At 60.7% G+C, this 13,917-nt stretch carries 15 protein-coding genes; 11 read left to right on the forward strand and 4 right to left on the reverse strand.

Annotated elements, in window-relative coordinates:
* Positions 1-12: 12 nt before the first annotated feature.
* A complete protein-coding gene (gene rpsT, locus Q8M73_13060) occupies positions 13-270 on the reverse strand; it encodes a 30S ribosomal protein S20 (protein ID MDP2289478.1) in 258 nt (85 codons plus the stop codon).
* 137 nt (positions 271-407) lie between these two features.
* On the opposite strand from rpsT, the gene lepA reads away from it, so the two are divergent.
* Together lepA and hemW are read left to right on the forward strand one after the other, a co-directional pair.
* Positions 408-2,240, forward strand: a complete 1,833-nt coding sequence (gene lepA, locus Q8M73_13065; protein MDP2289479.1) for a translation elongation factor 4 — start codon at positions 408-410, stop codon at positions 2,238-2,240.
* A 2-nt stretch (positions 2,241-2,242) separates the two neighbouring features.
* Entirely contained in the window at positions 2,243-3,385 is a 1,143-nt protein-coding gene (gene hemW / locus Q8M73_13070; protein ID MDP2289480.1) for a radical SAM family heme chaperone HemW, read from the forward strand.
* On the opposite strand, the gene Q8M73_13075 is transcribed toward hemW, so the two are convergent.
* The 3 genes from Q8M73_13075 to Q8M73_13085 form a co-directional block, all read right to left on the reverse strand.
* The gene (locus Q8M73_13075; GenBank protein MDP2289481.1) at positions 3,382-4,788 is read right to left on the reverse strand and encodes an FAD-dependent oxidoreductase; all 1,407 of its coding nucleotides are present in this window, start codon (positions 4,786-4,788) and stop codon (positions 3,382-3,384) included. The two genes, hemW and Q8M73_13075, sit on opposite strands and share 4 nt — an antisense overlap.
* 113 nt (positions 4,789-4,901) lie before the next feature.
* Positions 4,902-5,717 carry a hypothetical protein gene (locus Q8M73_13080; protein MDP2289482.1) on the reverse strand — a complete coding sequence of 272 codons (816 nt, stop codon included), beginning with the start codon at positions 5,715-5,717 and terminating at the stop codon, positions 4,902-4,904.
* Between the two features lie 47 nt (positions 5,718-5,764).
* A complete protein-coding gene (locus Q8M73_13085) occupies positions 5,765-6,496 on the reverse strand; it encodes an acetolactate decarboxylase (GenBank protein ID MDP2289483.1) in 732 nt (243 codons plus the stop codon).
* Between the two features lie 114 nt (positions 6,497-6,610).
* Between Q8M73_13085 and hrcA the strand changes: the two genes are divergently transcribed.
* Genes hrcA through era form a run of 9 tightly spaced genes read left to right on the forward strand, consistent with a single transcriptional unit; the run spans position 6,611 to position 13,859 of the window.
* Positions 6,611-7,627: a heat-inducible transcriptional repressor HrcA gene (gene hrcA, locus Q8M73_13090; GenBank protein MDP2289484.1), complete on the forward strand. Its 1,017-nt coding sequence runs from the start codon at positions 6,611-6,613 to the stop codon at positions 7,625-7,627.
* A 7-nt stretch (positions 7,628-7,634) separates the two neighbouring features.
* Positions 7,635-8,771 (forward strand): molecular chaperone DnaJ, encoded by a 1,137-nt coding sequence (gene dnaJ, locus Q8M73_13095; protein MDP2289485.1) that lies wholly within the window; start codon positions 7,635-7,637, stop codon positions 8,769-8,771.
* Positions 8,772-8,773: 2 nt separating this feature from the next.
* On the forward strand, positions 8,774-9,529 hold the full coding sequence (locus Q8M73_13100) for a 16S rRNA (uracil(1498)-N(3))-methyltransferase (protein ID MDP2289486.1): 756 nt from the start codon (positions 8,774-8,776) through the stop codon (positions 9,527-9,529).
* Positions 9,530-9,532: 3 nt separating this feature from the next.
* Positions 9,533-9,874 (forward strand): HIT domain-containing protein, encoded by a 342-nt coding sequence (locus Q8M73_13105; GenBank protein MDP2289487.1) that lies wholly within the window; start codon positions 9,533-9,535, stop codon positions 9,872-9,874.
* Between the two features lie 4 nt (positions 9,875-9,878).
* Complete coding sequence (locus Q8M73_13110; GenBank protein MDP2289488.1) at positions 9,879-10,859, forward strand: PhoH family protein; 981 nt, start codon at positions 9,879-9,881, stop codon at positions 10,857-10,859.
* Complete coding sequence (gene ybeY, locus Q8M73_13115; protein MDP2289489.1) at positions 10,856-11,323, forward strand: rRNA maturation RNase YbeY; 468 nt, start codon at positions 10,856-10,858, stop codon at positions 11,321-11,323. Before Q8M73_13110 ends, ybeY begins: the two co-directional genes overlap by 4 nt.
* Positions 11,316-12,623, forward strand: coding sequence for a hemolysin family protein (locus Q8M73_13120; GenBank protein ID MDP2289490.1), 1,308 nt, complete (start codon positions 11,316-11,318; stop codon positions 12,621-12,623). The genes ybeY and Q8M73_13120 overlap by 8 nt, the downstream gene beginning before the upstream one ends.
* On the forward strand, positions 12,616-12,945 hold the full coding sequence (locus Q8M73_13125; protein ID MDP2289491.1) for a cytidine deaminase: 330 nt from the start codon (positions 12,616-12,618) through the stop codon (positions 12,943-12,945). Before Q8M73_13120 ends, Q8M73_13125 begins: the two co-directional genes overlap by 8 nt.
* Positions 12,945-13,859, forward strand: a complete 915-nt coding sequence (gene era / locus Q8M73_13130; protein MDP2289492.1) for a GTPase Era — start codon at positions 12,945-12,947, stop codon at positions 13,857-13,859. Before Q8M73_13125 ends, era begins: the two co-directional genes overlap by 1 nt.
* Positions 13,860-13,917 lie beyond the last annotated feature (58 nt).

Raw genomic sequence — 13,917 nt, forward strand, 5'->3', positions numbered from 1 at the left:
TCGAGGTTCTGGTTAGAGCGAGGCGACGCGAGTGGCGATAGCCGACTTGCGGTTTGCTGCCTGGTTGGCGTGGATGACGCCCTTGCTTGCTGCCTTGTCCAGTGCACGTGAGGCATCGCGAGCGAGCTCGGCTGCCTCAGGGCTGCCAGCGTCTGCTGCCTTCTGGAACTTGCGAATGGATGTCTTCAGGCCACTCTTGACAGCCTTGTTGCGCTGACGATCCAGTTCGTTGGTCCGGATGCGCTTGATCTGCGACTTGATGTTCGCCACTGGTGACCCTTTACTCAATCGTGATGGGGAACCCCGAGCCCGCAGGTGGCGGTCATCAGGGGATGAAGCAAACCCGTAGGCTACCGGCATGGTGGCGAAAGCGCCAAATGCCCCATTCATGAGCCCGAAGGACCCACGTGCCAGGACCGCAGCCCGGATCAACAGACCCGACGGTCATCCGGAATTTCTGCATTATTGCCCATATTGACCACGGCAAATCCACTCTCGCTGACCGGATGCTGCAGGTCACGGGAGTCGTCGATGACCGCTCAATGCGCGCCCAGTATCTGGATCGCATGGATATTGAGCGCGAGCGCGGGATCACCATCAAGTCCCAGGCCGTTCGCCTGCCCTACCAGGCCGACGATGGGGTCGAATACGTCCTGAACATGATCGATACGCCCGGCCACGTCGATTTCACCTACGAGGTCTCCCGCTCGCTGGCTGCCTGCGAAGGCGCGATTCTGCTCGTTGACGCTGCACAGGGCATCGAGGCGCAGACCCTGGCGAACCTCTACCTGGCGCTGGAGAACGATCTGGTGATCGTCCCAGTGCTCAACAAGATCGACTTGCCAGCCGCGCAGCCTGAGAAGTACGCAGCCGAGCTGGCCCGCATCATCGGATGCGATCCTGATGAGATCCTGCTGACCTCGGCCAAGTCCGGCCTCGGTGTTCGCGAGGTGCTGGAACGCGTCGTTGAGACGATCCCGGGCCCGACCGGCGACGCTGACGCCCCTGCTCGAGCCATCATCTTCGACTCGGTCTACGACACCTATCGCGGCGTGGTCACCTACGTCCGCGTGGTCGATGGCCGCATTGGCACCCGCGACAAGGTCTCGATGATGTCCACTGGGGCTGTGCATGAACTGCTCGAGGTTGGGGTCATCAGTCCTGAGCCAGTGGTGTCCAAGGGTCTGGGCGTAGGCGAGGTCGGCTACCTGATCACTGGCGTCAAGGACGTGCGCCAGTCGCGGGTGGGTGACACCGTCACCACAGCGCAGAAGGGCGCCACTGAATCACTTGGCGGCTACCGCGATCCCAAGCCGATGGTCTACTCCGGCCTCTACCCAATCGACGGCTCGGACTACCCGCTGCTGCGCGATGCGCTGGACAAGCTGAAGCTCAACGATGCTGCCCTGATCTACGAGCCTGAGACTTCACTGGCACTTGGCTTCGGCTTCCGCTGCGGCTTCCTTGGCCTGTTGCACATGGAGATCGTCCGCGAGCGCTTGGAGCGCGAGGCGAATCTCGACCTCATCTCCACCGCACCCAACGTCATCTACCGACTCGTTCGCGATGACGGCACGGAGTTCGTCGTCACCAACCCCAGTGAATTTCCAGAGCAGAAGATCGCGCACATCTACGAGCCGATCGTGAAGGCCACCGTCATTCTGCCCAGCGAGTTCGTGGGCACAGTGATGGAGTTGTGCCAGCAGCGTCGCGGGATGATGCTCGGGATGGACTACCTGTCCGAAGATCGGGTGGAATTGCGCTACACCCTGCCGATGGCCGAGATCGTCTTCGACTTCTTTGACGCCTTGAAATCCAAGACCAAGGGCTATGCCTCACTTGATTACGAACTGACTGGCGAGCAGGACGCCGATCTGGTCAAGGTCGATATTCTCCTGCACGGTGAGGCTGTTGATGCCTTCAGTTCGATCGTGCACCGCGACAAGGCAATGAGCTACGGCACGATGATGACCTCCAAGTTGAAGGACCTCATCCCGCGCCAGCAGTTCGAGGTGCCGATTCAGGCCGCCATCGGCTCTCGAGTCATCACCCGCGAAACCATTCGTGCGATCCGCAAGGACGTCCTTGCCAAGTGCTACGGCGGTGACATCAGCCGCAAGCGCAAACTTCTGGAGAAGCAGAAGGAAGGCAAGAAGCGGATGAAGATGGTCGGCCGCGTTGAAGTGCCGCAGGAGGCCTTCATCGCTGCTCTCTCGACCGGCGACGAATCGAAAAAATAGCGATGGTCGCTCAAGGGAGCACTCTGGCGCTTTACGTCCACGTGCCCTTCTGCTCTAGTCGGTGCGGATATTGCGATTTCAACACCTACACCGCCACCGAACTTGGCAATGAGGTGCGACGCGACAGTTTCCATGAGGTACTCGCCGCTGAGGTGCGGATCGCTGCCGAACAGTTGGCGTCCTCCCAGCAGGTCAGCACGGTCTTCGTCGGCGGTGGCACGCCGACCCTGCTCGGCTCGCAAGGCTTGAATCATGTGCTGCAGGAGATCAAGACCTGCTTCGGACTTGTGGACGGCGCTGAGGTCACGACCGAGGCGAATCCGGATTCCGTGGATCAACGCATGCTTGAAGAACTGCGGGCGGGCGGTTTCACGCGAATGTCCTTCGGCATGCAGAGTTCTGCGCCGCGGGTGCTGCAGGTACTCGAACGCACGCATACGCCTGGCGCCAGCGTGCAAGCAGCAAAGTGGGCTGTGGACGTCGGCTTCGAGCACGTCAATCTGGATCTCATCTACGGCACGCCGGGGGAGTCCGATGACGATCTCAAGTCGTCCGTCGATGCGGCAGTATCGGCAGGTATCGATCACCTCTCGGCCTACGCGCTGATTGTTGAAGACGGCACTGCGCTGAGTCGCCGTATTGCTCGCGGTGATCTTCCCGCGCCTGATGATGATGTCTGCGCTGATCGGTATGAACTGATTGATCAACGTATGGCCGCTGCAGGTATGCCCTGGTATGAAGTGTCGAACTGGGCCAAGCCAGGAGGGCAATGCCTGCACAACCTGGCCTATTGGCGCAGTCAGCACTGGTGGGGAGTGGGACCAGGGGCCCACAGTCACATTGACGGCAAGCGCTGGTGGAACGTCAAGCACCCGGCACCATACGCAGAGCGGGTTCGTGCGCACCAAGCACCGATCGCCGATTCCGAGCAACTCTCCGCTGAGGATCTTCGTACTGAACAGGTGATGCTCGGCATTCGGCTCGCTGAAGGCATGTCTGCACACACGTTCGATGGGTCACTGCTTGATCGACTTGTCGCGCGCGAGCTCATCGATCAGTCTGCGCGTGAAGCAGGTCGCGTGCAGCTGACCTTGGCCGGACGCTTGCTTGCCGATGCTGTTGTCCGAGAACTACTGCCGAGTTAGGGCTTGAGCGCGAAGGCCGCTGCACTCTCACCAGCGATTCGGCCGAAGACCAAGCAGGTTGCCGTTGGCGTTGCGTCCATCGCACTGCCGTAACCAGCAATTCCACTCGCGCACTCGCCGCCAGCAAACAGTCCAGGGATCGGCAGGTTGTGCTGGTCAAGGACTGCGGCGCGCGCGTTGACTCGTGGGCCAGCCCCGGTGAAGCCGACTGACGCCAAGCGCATTTCGGTGGCGTAGAAGGGCCCGGTCTCGATTGGCCGCATCTGTGTCGGATCCTTCAACTGCACTGAGTCGTAGCCGTCACGGGCGTCTTGGTTGTACTGCGTCAATGTTCCGCGCAGCGATGCCGGCTCGACGCCGATCTTTGCTGCGAGTTCATCGATGGTGTCGGCCTTCACGATGCTGCCGCGCTCAACTTCGGCATCGACAACGTCCTGGACGTAGTCTGGATGCAGCCGACGCTTCTTTTCTCCCGGTGCCAGGATGTCGCCAGAAGGCGTGTATGCGCTCTTGCCAGCCTCGTCAAAGATGAGATGGACGGGTCCCTGCGCATGACGCACTGCGCCCTGCATGGCTGCCACGCCCGCGCACTCGTCCACGAAGCGCCGGCCGTTGGCATCCACAAGCACCACGTGTCCTGGCAGCGAAGGGAGGGAGACCTGCACGTAACCCGGGCGAAGAGTGACCTCCCACAGGTCCTTACCGGCGATCTGTGCGCCGACGGCCAAGGCCAATGGGATCGCATCTCCTTGTGCGAATCTGGCGAGTTCCTCGCCGCCGACAGGCAGCACCCAGTCGCCGGCCAGCGCTGCAACCGATGGCAGCCACTCGGCGACGAGCTCCTTGTTGCCGCCGAAGCCACCGGTGGCCAGGACAACCGACTTGGATCGGAGTTGCTCGCCGGCGGCCTCAACGCCAACAACGCGCCCGTCTTCAGTCAGCAGCCGATCGACTCGCGTATTGAGGATGAACTCCACGCCCTGCTCGCGTGCCAGGCGCAGCAGTACTTCGATGATCTTCCAGCCACCGCCAGATCGATGGATACGGCTTACCTCATTGGTCTCACTTGGCAGGATGCCTTTGACGACCAGCCCGTTGTCGGCCAGCCATTCAATTTCCTTGCCGATGCCGAAAGTCAGGGCATGGGCATTGGCGGCGTCAATCTGGTACTCGTGCAAGCGCATGTACTGCTTGAACAGCGCCTCCGGTGAGTCTTGGACCCCTGCCTCCTGCTGGAAGCGCGTGCCCGCGCCCATGAGGTGGGCGAAGGAGTACTGACTGCGGCCGCCGATCTCTGGCTGGGCTTCGACGACGACGACCGAGGCCCCACTGGCACTGGCAGCTACTGCTGCTCGCAGGCCGGTGAAGCCACTTCCAAGCACGATGACATCAAAGTCGGACATTGCGAAGACTCCAGGGTGGCGGGGCAGCGTTTGGGCCATTCAGCGTATCGAGATGCGCGCAAGGCTGATAGATCCTGAATCGGAACCTTCACCAGTGTGAAGTGATGGTGCGACTACGAGAGCCAGGCAGTTGAGCTGGCCCGTTCCAGGAGTGGGCTCTTCTCGATATTGACCAGATCCCTTCGCCCAGTTCTCAGGTAGTCGTCGCGGCCAGGATCAAGGGTCAGCCTCTCCCAATCGACGTCGTCCCAATCGTTGCCCGTCATGAGGTCTTGAGGATCGCCTTTGACATGACCGGTGCCGTCTTCGTGCGGCGCCCGCTCATCGACTGCTCCAAGGGCGTGCACCATCTCGTGGGCCAATGTGTACGAGCCGTAATCGGGGAAGCGGTCCTGAACGGATGGGTAGATCTCGCAGTTGTCCATCGGGAAGCTGATGTAGGGACCATTGCGCCCGTCCCAGTACCAAGCGCAAGCGTCGTAGTCCTGTTCACCTTCGATGAAGAAGATCGGCAGCACTCGGGGCTTCACCACGCCGCGCGAGACATACGAGGGCATCGCGTCGTATGCGATGTCCTCTCGATCGTTCATTGCTGATGTCGGCAGGATCGATGCAATGGTGAGCACCGATGGGCGTCCGTCGGCACCACGGACAAACCGGGGCGAGAGGCCGCCGCCAATCTCAGACTCAAGCCAGGTGTCTGCCTGCATGGCGATGTGTTGGATTGCCGCTGCTCGGCCCGCGACGGCAAGGCTGTCCGAAGGATGGACATAGAAGAGCTGGAACTGCGTCACCTGCCGCGGCTTGAGCGTCGGTGCTGACTTGGGGCTTGCCTGCGCAGCAGAAACCGTCGCCAGGCAGCAGGCGAGCAGGAGTCCGGAGACGATGACCAAGAGTCGGCGCGCACCAACCGAAGTCGTGCTGAGCACTGAGATCCTCACTTCACTGGGGGATTGGCGGTTGGCTGACCACGATGTTAGGAGACGCGGAATCCGGCGGCCCGCTGCACTGACAGCTGGACATCATTGCCCGCCACGCACGAGAGCACATGTCCACCGGCAGTCCTGTCTGCTGTGAGGCCATGCAGGTGCAGCCCTGGTGCTCCGATGCCGGCAAAGTCCGGTCCCGTGCGAAAGCCGACGAGCACAGCCCGGCGTGCTCCGAGTGGAAAGACGGTCTGCTTGGCGACGACGTCGGCGAGCGGCAGGTATGGAGTGGTCTGAGCCGGCACGCTGCGCGTGACCAGATCCGTGAAAGTGCCGCGCACCCGCACAGCAATCACTCCTTTGTCAGTCTGGGCGAGAGTGTTCACTGCGCCCAGGATGTTGTTGCAGGTGGTTCCGGGCGCAACAGGGCCAGACCAGTCGGGTGCGAAAGTGATCGCCTCGAAGAACGGCGTGGTAGCTGAGTCTGTGACGGGTCGGGGAGTTCCATCCGTGCCGACTCGATAGGCGATACCGCCCACCATGACCAGCTCGCCATCGAGGTGATCAAAGGTGCCGATCCCGAGAGTCTGCCCATTGATGAACGACTGCACCGGAACGATCCCCGTGTAGTTCGGCGAGATGAGGGAGTCGTAGGTGCCGACCTGATCCACCCACGTCGCCACGTACGCCTGGGAAGGACTGCTCAGCAAGGCGGCAGCCAGGACAGACGTGAGTGCGGCAACGAGTACCGCGAGAACTCGGCGATGCTGGCGGGCACTCATCTGTGCTTGCTCCTTGGGTAGTGAACGGTCGGCTCATGCGCCATCGTCCTCGTGCTCTCAGCGCGCGTACACTTGGCACTCAAGAAATGCGAGTGCTAGTCCACGGAGGTGAGCATGCTGGAGGACCGCCGCTTGGCTGTCTTGCGTGCCATTGTCGAGGACTATGTCTCCACCCACGAGCCCGTGGGGTCCAAGGCGCTCGTTGAGCGCCACAGTCTGGGTGTTTCGCCGGCAACGATCCGCAATGACATGGCAGCCCTTGAAGAAGAGGGATACATCGCCCAGCCGCACACCAGCGCAGGACGCATCCCCACCGATCTTGGCTATCGACTGTTTGTCGATCGTCTCTCAGCGGTGAAGCCGCTGTCCGCTGGGGAGCGCCGAGCGATCGAACAGTTCCTGGCCGGCGCGGTGGATCTCGACGATGTCATGGTCCGCACTGTGCGATTGCTCGCGCAGGTGACCCGCCAGGTTGCCCTGGTGCAGTACCCATCGCTGACCCGCAGTTCCGTTCGACATGTCGAGCTCATCTCCATCAGCACGACTCGTCTGCTGTTGATCTTGATCGCTGACACCGGTCGCATCGAGCAACGCACAATAGAGATCAATGAGCCGATCAGTGAGCAGCTGATCGGCGAACTTCGCGCGCGACTGCTCACCGTCGTGATGGGTCAGCCATTCTCTTCCCTGGCCACCTTGCTTGAGCAGTTCACTGAGAACTGTGAGCCGGCATTGCGTCCGGCCGCCGCTTCGATCACGGCTACGTTGCTCGATGCAGCGATGGAGACCGTCGATGAGCGCATCGTGCTCGGCGGCACCGCTCACCTGGCGCGCTATGGCGAGGCCTTTCCCATTGACATTCAGCCCGTGCTGGAAGCCTTGGAAGAGCAAGTCGTATTGATGCGATTGATGGGCGAGGCGACGACGACAGGAGTCACCGTTCGTATCGGGCAGGAGACTGATGTTGAAGGCCTGCAGTCCACTTCTCTTGTCACCACTCGCTACGGTCGTCACGGTCTGGGACTTGCCTCACTTGGCGTCGTTGGCCCTACCCATATGGACTATGCCGGGGCAATTCGTTCCGTCAATGCTGTAGCGCAATACGTCACCCGAATCCTTGAGGAGCAGTGAGTCTGCAGTGAGTACCGATTTTTACGCACTGCTTGGAGTGGAACGCACCGCAAGCCCTGAAGAGATCAAGAAGTCTTACCGCAAGCTCGCGCGCGAACTTCACCCAGACGTAAACCCTGATCCACAGGCACAGGACAAGTTCAAGAATGTGACTGCGGCCTACGAGGTGCTGAGCGATCCCGAGAAGCGTCAGATGTATGACGCAGGTGGCGATCCGCGACAAGGCGGCTTCGGCGGTGGTGGATTCCAAGGTGGCTTTGATTTCGGCGACATCATGGATGCCTTCTTCGGCGGTGGTGGTGGCAGTCAGCGTGGCCCGCGCACGCGTGCTCGTCGTGGCCAGGATGCGCTCATCCGACTGCAGATTGATCTGAGCACAGCCGTGTTCGGTGACACCCGCGACATCACTGTGGACACTGCCAGTCGCTGTGGAACGTGTAACAGCACAGGTCTCGACGGTGACAGTCAGCCCGAGGTGTGTGTGATGTGCAAGGGCCGGGGTGAGTTGCAGCAGATGCAGCGATCATTCCTGGGTCAGGTCATGACTTCGCGTCCGTGTCCGCAGTGTCAAGGCTTTGGCACCACGATCCCGCATCCCTGTCATGAGTGCTCAGGTGATGGTCGAGTTCGCACTCGGCGCACGATGACCATCCAGATTCCACCCGGCGTCGATACAGGCACGCGCATTCAGCTCACTGGCGAGGGCGAGGTCGGACCAAATGGTGGCCAGGCTGGGGATCTCTACGTCGAGATCGTGCAGGCAGCCCACCCGGTCTTTGAGCGTCATGGCGACGAGTTGCATTGTCGCGTTGCGGTGCCGATGACGTCTGCAGCGCTTGGCACAAGCATCAGCCTTGACACCCTCGATGGCGAGGAACTGCTCGATGTGCGGCCTGGCACCCAATCCGGTGAAGAGCTGATTCTTCGCGGCAAGGGCGCCGCCCGGCTCCGCGGCGGTCAACGAGGCGATCTGCACGTGCACCTGGACGTGCGCGTGCCAACTGAACTGGATGCTGCGCAACGAGAGCTACTGCAGCAACTCGCGCAACTGCGCCAAGAGGAGCTCGTTCGCGTCACGCATCCATCGGCAGAAGAACACACTGGATTGTTCTCTCGACTCAAGGATGCGTTCACCCAGAAGTGACAATGCAGTTATTGCTGTGTGAGGCCGTCAGTTCGGCTGAGGTCGGTGCGGTCGTGCAACTGTCGGCTCATGAAGCGCGCCATGCCACCGCAGCGCTTCGGATGAACACGGGTGACCAAGTCCTGGTCTCTGACGGCCTAGGCCGCAAGGCGATGGGCCGGCTTGAAGTGCGCAATTCTGCGGCTTCGGTCCTCATCGAGAGCATCAGTGACGTACCCGCGCCAGATCCTTCGATCACGGTCGTGCAGGCCCTGGCCAAGGGCGAGCATGGTGAACTCGCGATCGATCTGATGACTCAAGTTGGGGTTGATCGCATCATCCCTTGGGCAGCGCAGCGCTCGATTGTGCAGCTGAAGGGCGAGCGAGCAGACAAGGCGTTGATCAAGTGGCAACAGGCCGCACGTGCCGCGGCCAAGCAGTCGCGAAGACCCTGGCTGCCGGTGGTCTCCGAAGTGCAGAGCACCAAGCAGGTCATTTCGCAGATGGCGGACTTCGACGCCGTCCTTTTGCTCCACGAGGCGGCGAGCACTGCCTTGGCGGCAACTGAACTCCCTGCTTCAGGGCAGATCTGTCTGATCGTGGGGCCAGAAGGCGGGATCAGTCCGCAGGAAGAGGAACTGCTGGCTGCCGCGGGTGCCTTGCCGGTGCTCCTGGGCCCTGAGGTGCTCAGAGCCTCATTGGCCGGAGCGATCGCGGTGAGCCTTCTGGCTTCCCGGCTCCGCTGGGCAGCGTCGCCTGACTCAGGCGTGGGAAGATGAACCATGTCTGAGTGCCTGTTCTGCCGCATCATCGCCGGGGAACTCCCCTGCGAAGTTGTGATGCGCAACGACGATGTCATCGCAATCCGTGACATTGCACCGCAGGCCCCCACGCATGTGCTTGTGATCCCGATTCGTCACTTCACCAATCTGCAGGAGCTATCCGCGCAAGCACCTGAGCTCCTTCCAGCGTTGGTGGATGCAGCAGCCGCGGTTGCGGCCGAGGCGGGGTTGAGCGATGCCTATCGCCTGGTATTCAACACCGGTGAGGCAGTGGGCCAGTCAGTTCTTCATGTGCACGCACACGTGCTAGGCGGAAGGGAATTCACATGGCCACCGGGGTAGCTGCATGAGCACTTTGCCTACTGTTCCGCATGCCGAAGCGCGCATCACTGTCCCTGCAGCGCAGCCCATGGTCGCGCTGCTGGGCGTGAACGATGCGCACATTCGCCTGATCGAGGCGGCCTTCCCGGCTGTTGTGATCTTGGTGCGCGGCAACGAGATTCAGTTGACAGGCGTGCCTGAAGAAGTCGGCGTCGCCGAGACACTCATTGGTGAAATGCTCGCGGTGTTGCGCACCGGACAAGGGCTGACTCAGGAGTCCGTTGACCGAAGCATCTCGCTCCTGCGCAGTGGCACGCGTCCAACCGAGGTGCTCACCGCCAACATTCTGAGCAATCGTGGTCGCACGATTCGAGCAAAGACGCTGAACCAGAAGCGATACGTGGATGCAATCGACAACAACACCATCGTGTTCGGCATTGGGCCGGCCGGTACCGGCAAGACCTACCTCGCTGTGGCCAAGGGAGTGCAAGCGCTGCAGGCCAAGAAGGTCTCGCGCATCATCCTGACGCGTCCGGCAGTTGAAGCCGGTGAGCGTCTTGGATTTCTGCCGGGCACGCTCTCAGAGAAGATCGATCCCTACCTGCGTCCGCTGTATGACGCCTTGCACGACATGATCGATCCGGAGTCGATTCCGCGATTGATGACCAGCGGAACAATCGAGGTGGCGCCGCTTGCCTATATGCGTGGCCGAACTCTCAATGACGCGTTCATCATCCTTGACGAGGCGCAGAACACTTCTGCCGAGCAGATGAAGATGTTTCTGACCAGGCTTGGCTTTGGGTCAACCATGGTCATCACCGGTGACGTCACTCAGGTGGATCTCCCAGGCGGCACCACCAGCGGATTGCGCAACGTTGGCGACATCCTGGAGGACATCGATGATGTCGCCTTCTGTCGCCTGACTTCTGGCGACGTCGTTCGGCACAAGCTCGTCGGAAGAATTGTTGAGGCATATGCGCGCTACGACGCGCAACGCGAAGCATGAATCTGAGCTGTGAGAACGAGACGAATTACCAGATTGATCTGGACGCATTGAAGGCTGAAGCTGAATTCCTCTTCAGGGCTCTGCAGTTGCATCCGGAAACTGAATTGTCGATCACCCTTGTCAGCACCGCCGACATGGAAGAACTGCATCTGGAATGGATGCACGAGCCAGGTGCCACCGACATTTTGTCCTTCCCCATGGATGAGCTGCGACCATCAGATGATCCGCAGCCCGGAATCCTGGGTGACATCGTGATCTGTCCCGAGTTCGTCGAGGCCGATACCGACCGAGCGGGCATGTCCTTGCCGCAGCGACTGGAGTTTCTGATGATCCATGGGATGCTCCATCTCATCGGTTACGACCATGCGACAGAGGATGAGTACGACGCGATGTTCGCTTTTCAAGATCAACTGCTGGAGCAATGGCAGACAGCGCAAAGTTCAGTAGGAGCAGATCGTGACTAGCGCCTGGCTGCTTGCCCTTGCAATATTGCTCGTGGTGCTTGCCGGATTGCTCGTCAGTGCTGAGACGGCTATCGGCCGAGTATCGCGCTCGCGCATCGAGGAGCTGCGGCGCGAGAAGCCGAAGTCTGCTGATCGCCTCCTGATTGTGCTTGAGGATCGGGCGCGATACGTCAACGTCCTGCTGTTCCTGTCCACGGTCGCGACCGTAGGTGCCACAGTGATTGTCGGCTACGTCTGCGTGGACACCTTGGCCATTGGCCACGACTGGTCCGATAGCGGCGCTTTGCTGCTGGCAGTTGGCGTGATGGTCGTCATCTCCTACGTCGCTCTCGGGGTGGCTCCGCGGACCCTGGGTCGTCAGCACGCCGATCGCATCGCCATGTCCAGTGCCGGGCTGGTGCGCACGATGGCCTCAGTCCTGGGACCGATCACGAGCCTGCTCATCGTGCTCGGCAATGCGCTCACCCCGGGCAAGGGCTACCGCGAGGGCCCCTTCGCCTCACAGGCCGAACTTCGCGAGCTCGTTGACATGGCTGAAGCCGACAGCGTGATCGAAGACGACGAACGCCAGATGATCCACTCAGTCTTTGAGCTCGGCGATACGCGTGCACGTGAAGTGATGGTCCCGCGCACCGAGATGATCGTGGTCGAGCGGCAGAAGTCACTTCGACAGGCGCTGTCCCTCGGCTTGCGCTCTGGATTCAGCCGCATTCCGGTCATCGGCGAAGGTGCAGATGACATCGTCGGCGTCGTCTATCTGAAAGACCTCGTGCGACGGGTCTTTGACGATGGTCAAGCCGGAGAGGCTGAACTCGTGGAATCCTTGATGCGCAAGACCTTCTTTGTGCCAGACAGCAAGCCGGTCGATGAGTTGCTTCGGGATATGCAGGCCGCGCGCGTGCACTTGGCCATCGTGGTCGATGAGTACGGGGGCACTGCGGGGCTGGTCACTATCGAGGATGTACTCGAGGAGATCGTGGGTGAGATTGCCGATGAGTACGACACAGAAATGCCGGAAGTTGCCGAACTTGCTGATGGTGGCTATCGCGTGAGTTCACGCATGCATGTCGAAGACGTAGCTGAGCTCCTGGGCATCAAGATTGATGCCGATGAAGAAGGTGTCGACACTGTTCTCGGCCTGCTCGCCAAGCGCTTGGGTCGGGTGCCCATTCCTGGCGCTGCGATCATCGAAGACGGCTACGTGCTCACTGCTGAAAGCAGTGGTGGACGTCGCAATCGCATCAACGCCATTCGCGTTGAGCGCATATTTGCTGAGGATGAAGTGAAGTCCGATGGATGAGCTGAACTCCGAGGACGCCAAGCTCATTACCTTGGCGCGCGGCGCACGTGGCCGCATCGGCGCAAGCCAAGGCGCCGCCGTGCGTGATGAAATGGGTCGGACCTACGCAGGTGCAACGGTCGTATTGCCGAGCCTGAATCTCACCAGTCTTGAAGTTGCAGTCGCGCAAGCGGTCGCAGCAGGTGCAAGGGGCTTGGAGTGTGCGGTGGTGCTGGGCGGCGAAGAAATCGATCACGCATGTGTGAGCGAACTTGGCGGCGCTGGCGTACCGATTCTTCTGTGTGCTGCTGACGGTTCTTTGCAGTCGCGGCTGGAGTCGTGATGGCCTTTCGCAGCGGTTTCGTCTCCATCGTCGGACGACCGAATGCGGGCAAGTCCACGCTCACCAATCGACTGGTCGGTCAGAAGATTGCTATCACCTCGTCGCGTCCCCAGACCACGCGTCGTCTTATTCGCGGCATTCTCACGAGTGAGGATGCGCAGCTCATTCTCGTGGACACCCCAGGCCTACATCGTCCGCGCACTCTGCTGGGTGAGCGACTGAACGATCAGGTGCGTGAAACCTGGACAACTGTCGATGCCATCGGCCTGTGCCTGCCAGCAGACCAGCTCATCGGCCCCGGCGATCGCTACATTGCCAAGGAGATTGTCGATCTTGGTCGGATTCCGATCATTGTGATCATCACCAAGTCAGACAAGGTCTCGCGCGAGGACTTGGCCGCGCGGCTGCTGGATGCCCAGCTGCTTGCTGAGCAACTCGGAACTCAGTGGGCCACGATCGTGCCGGTCTCGTCCAATAACGGCGAGAACATCGATGCGCTCGTTGCAGAATTCATCACCCTGATGCCCGAGGGTCCATTGCTCTATGTCGATGGCGAGGTCACCGATGAGCCGCTGGAAATCGCCGTTGCTGAACTCATTCGCGAGGCAGCACTTGAAGGTGTTGTCGATGAGCTCCCGCATTCGATCGCAGTGACCATTGAAGAGATGGGGCTGCGCCCGGGTCGCTCGGCGGATCGCCCGCTCACCGATATCCATGCCAATCTCTTCGTCGAGCGTGACAGCCAGAAGTCGATCATCATTGGCAAAGGCGGATCTCGTCTGAAGGCCGTGGGCACCAAAGCTCGTCACAACATTGAGCATCTGGTCGGAACTCCGGTGTATCTGGATATTCGAGTCAAGATCGCCAAGGATTGGCAGCGTGACCCCAAGCAGCTGCGACGCCTTGGCTTCTAGCGCAATTCAGGCCTCAGACAGGCGTGGCAGTCTGCGGGATCCCCGAGTGAAGATGACA

The sequence above is a fragment of the Actinomycetota bacterium genome, assembly GCA_030684515.1.
GTDB lineage: Bacteria > Actinomycetota > Actinomycetes > S36-B12 > S36-B12 > UBA11398.

Coding starts and splice junctions, on each gene's coding strand:
- hemW (MDP2289480.1), top strand. CDS start 2,243: ATGGTCGCTCAAGGGAGCACTCTGGCGCTTTACGTCCACGTGCCCTTC.
- Q8M73_13075 (MDP2289481.1), bottom strand. CDS start 4,788: ATGTCCGACTTTGATGTCATCGTGCTTGGAAGTGGCTTCACCGGCCTG.
- Q8M73_13085 (MDP2289483.1), bottom strand. CDS start 6,496: ATGAGTGCCCGCCAGCATCGCCGAGTTCTCGCGGTACTCGTTGCCGCA.
- hrcA (MDP2289484.1), top strand. CDS start 6,611: ATGCTGGAGGACCGCCGCTTGGCTGTCTTGCGTGCCATTGTCGAGGAC.
- Q8M73_13100 (MDP2289486.1), top strand. CDS start 8,774: ATGCAGTTATTGCTGTGTGAGGCCGTCAGTTCGGCTGAGGTCGGTGCG.
- Q8M73_13105 (MDP2289487.1), top strand. CDS start 9,533: ATGTCTGAGTGCCTGTTCTGCCGCATCATCGCCGGGGAACTCCCCTGC.
- Q8M73_13110 (MDP2289488.1), top strand. CDS start 9,879: ATGAGCACTTTGCCTACTGTTCCGCATGCCGAAGCGCGCATCACTGTC.
- ybeY (MDP2289489.1), top strand. CDS start 10,856: ATGAATCTGAGCTGTGAGAACGAGACGAATTACCAGATTGATCTGGAC.
- Q8M73_13125 (MDP2289491.1), top strand. CDS start 12,616: ATGGATGAGCTGAACTCCGAGGACGCCAAGCTCATTACCTTGGCGCGC.
- era (MDP2289492.1), top strand. CDS start 12,945: ATGGCCTTTCGCAGCGGTTTCGTCTCCATCGTCGGACGACCGAATGCG.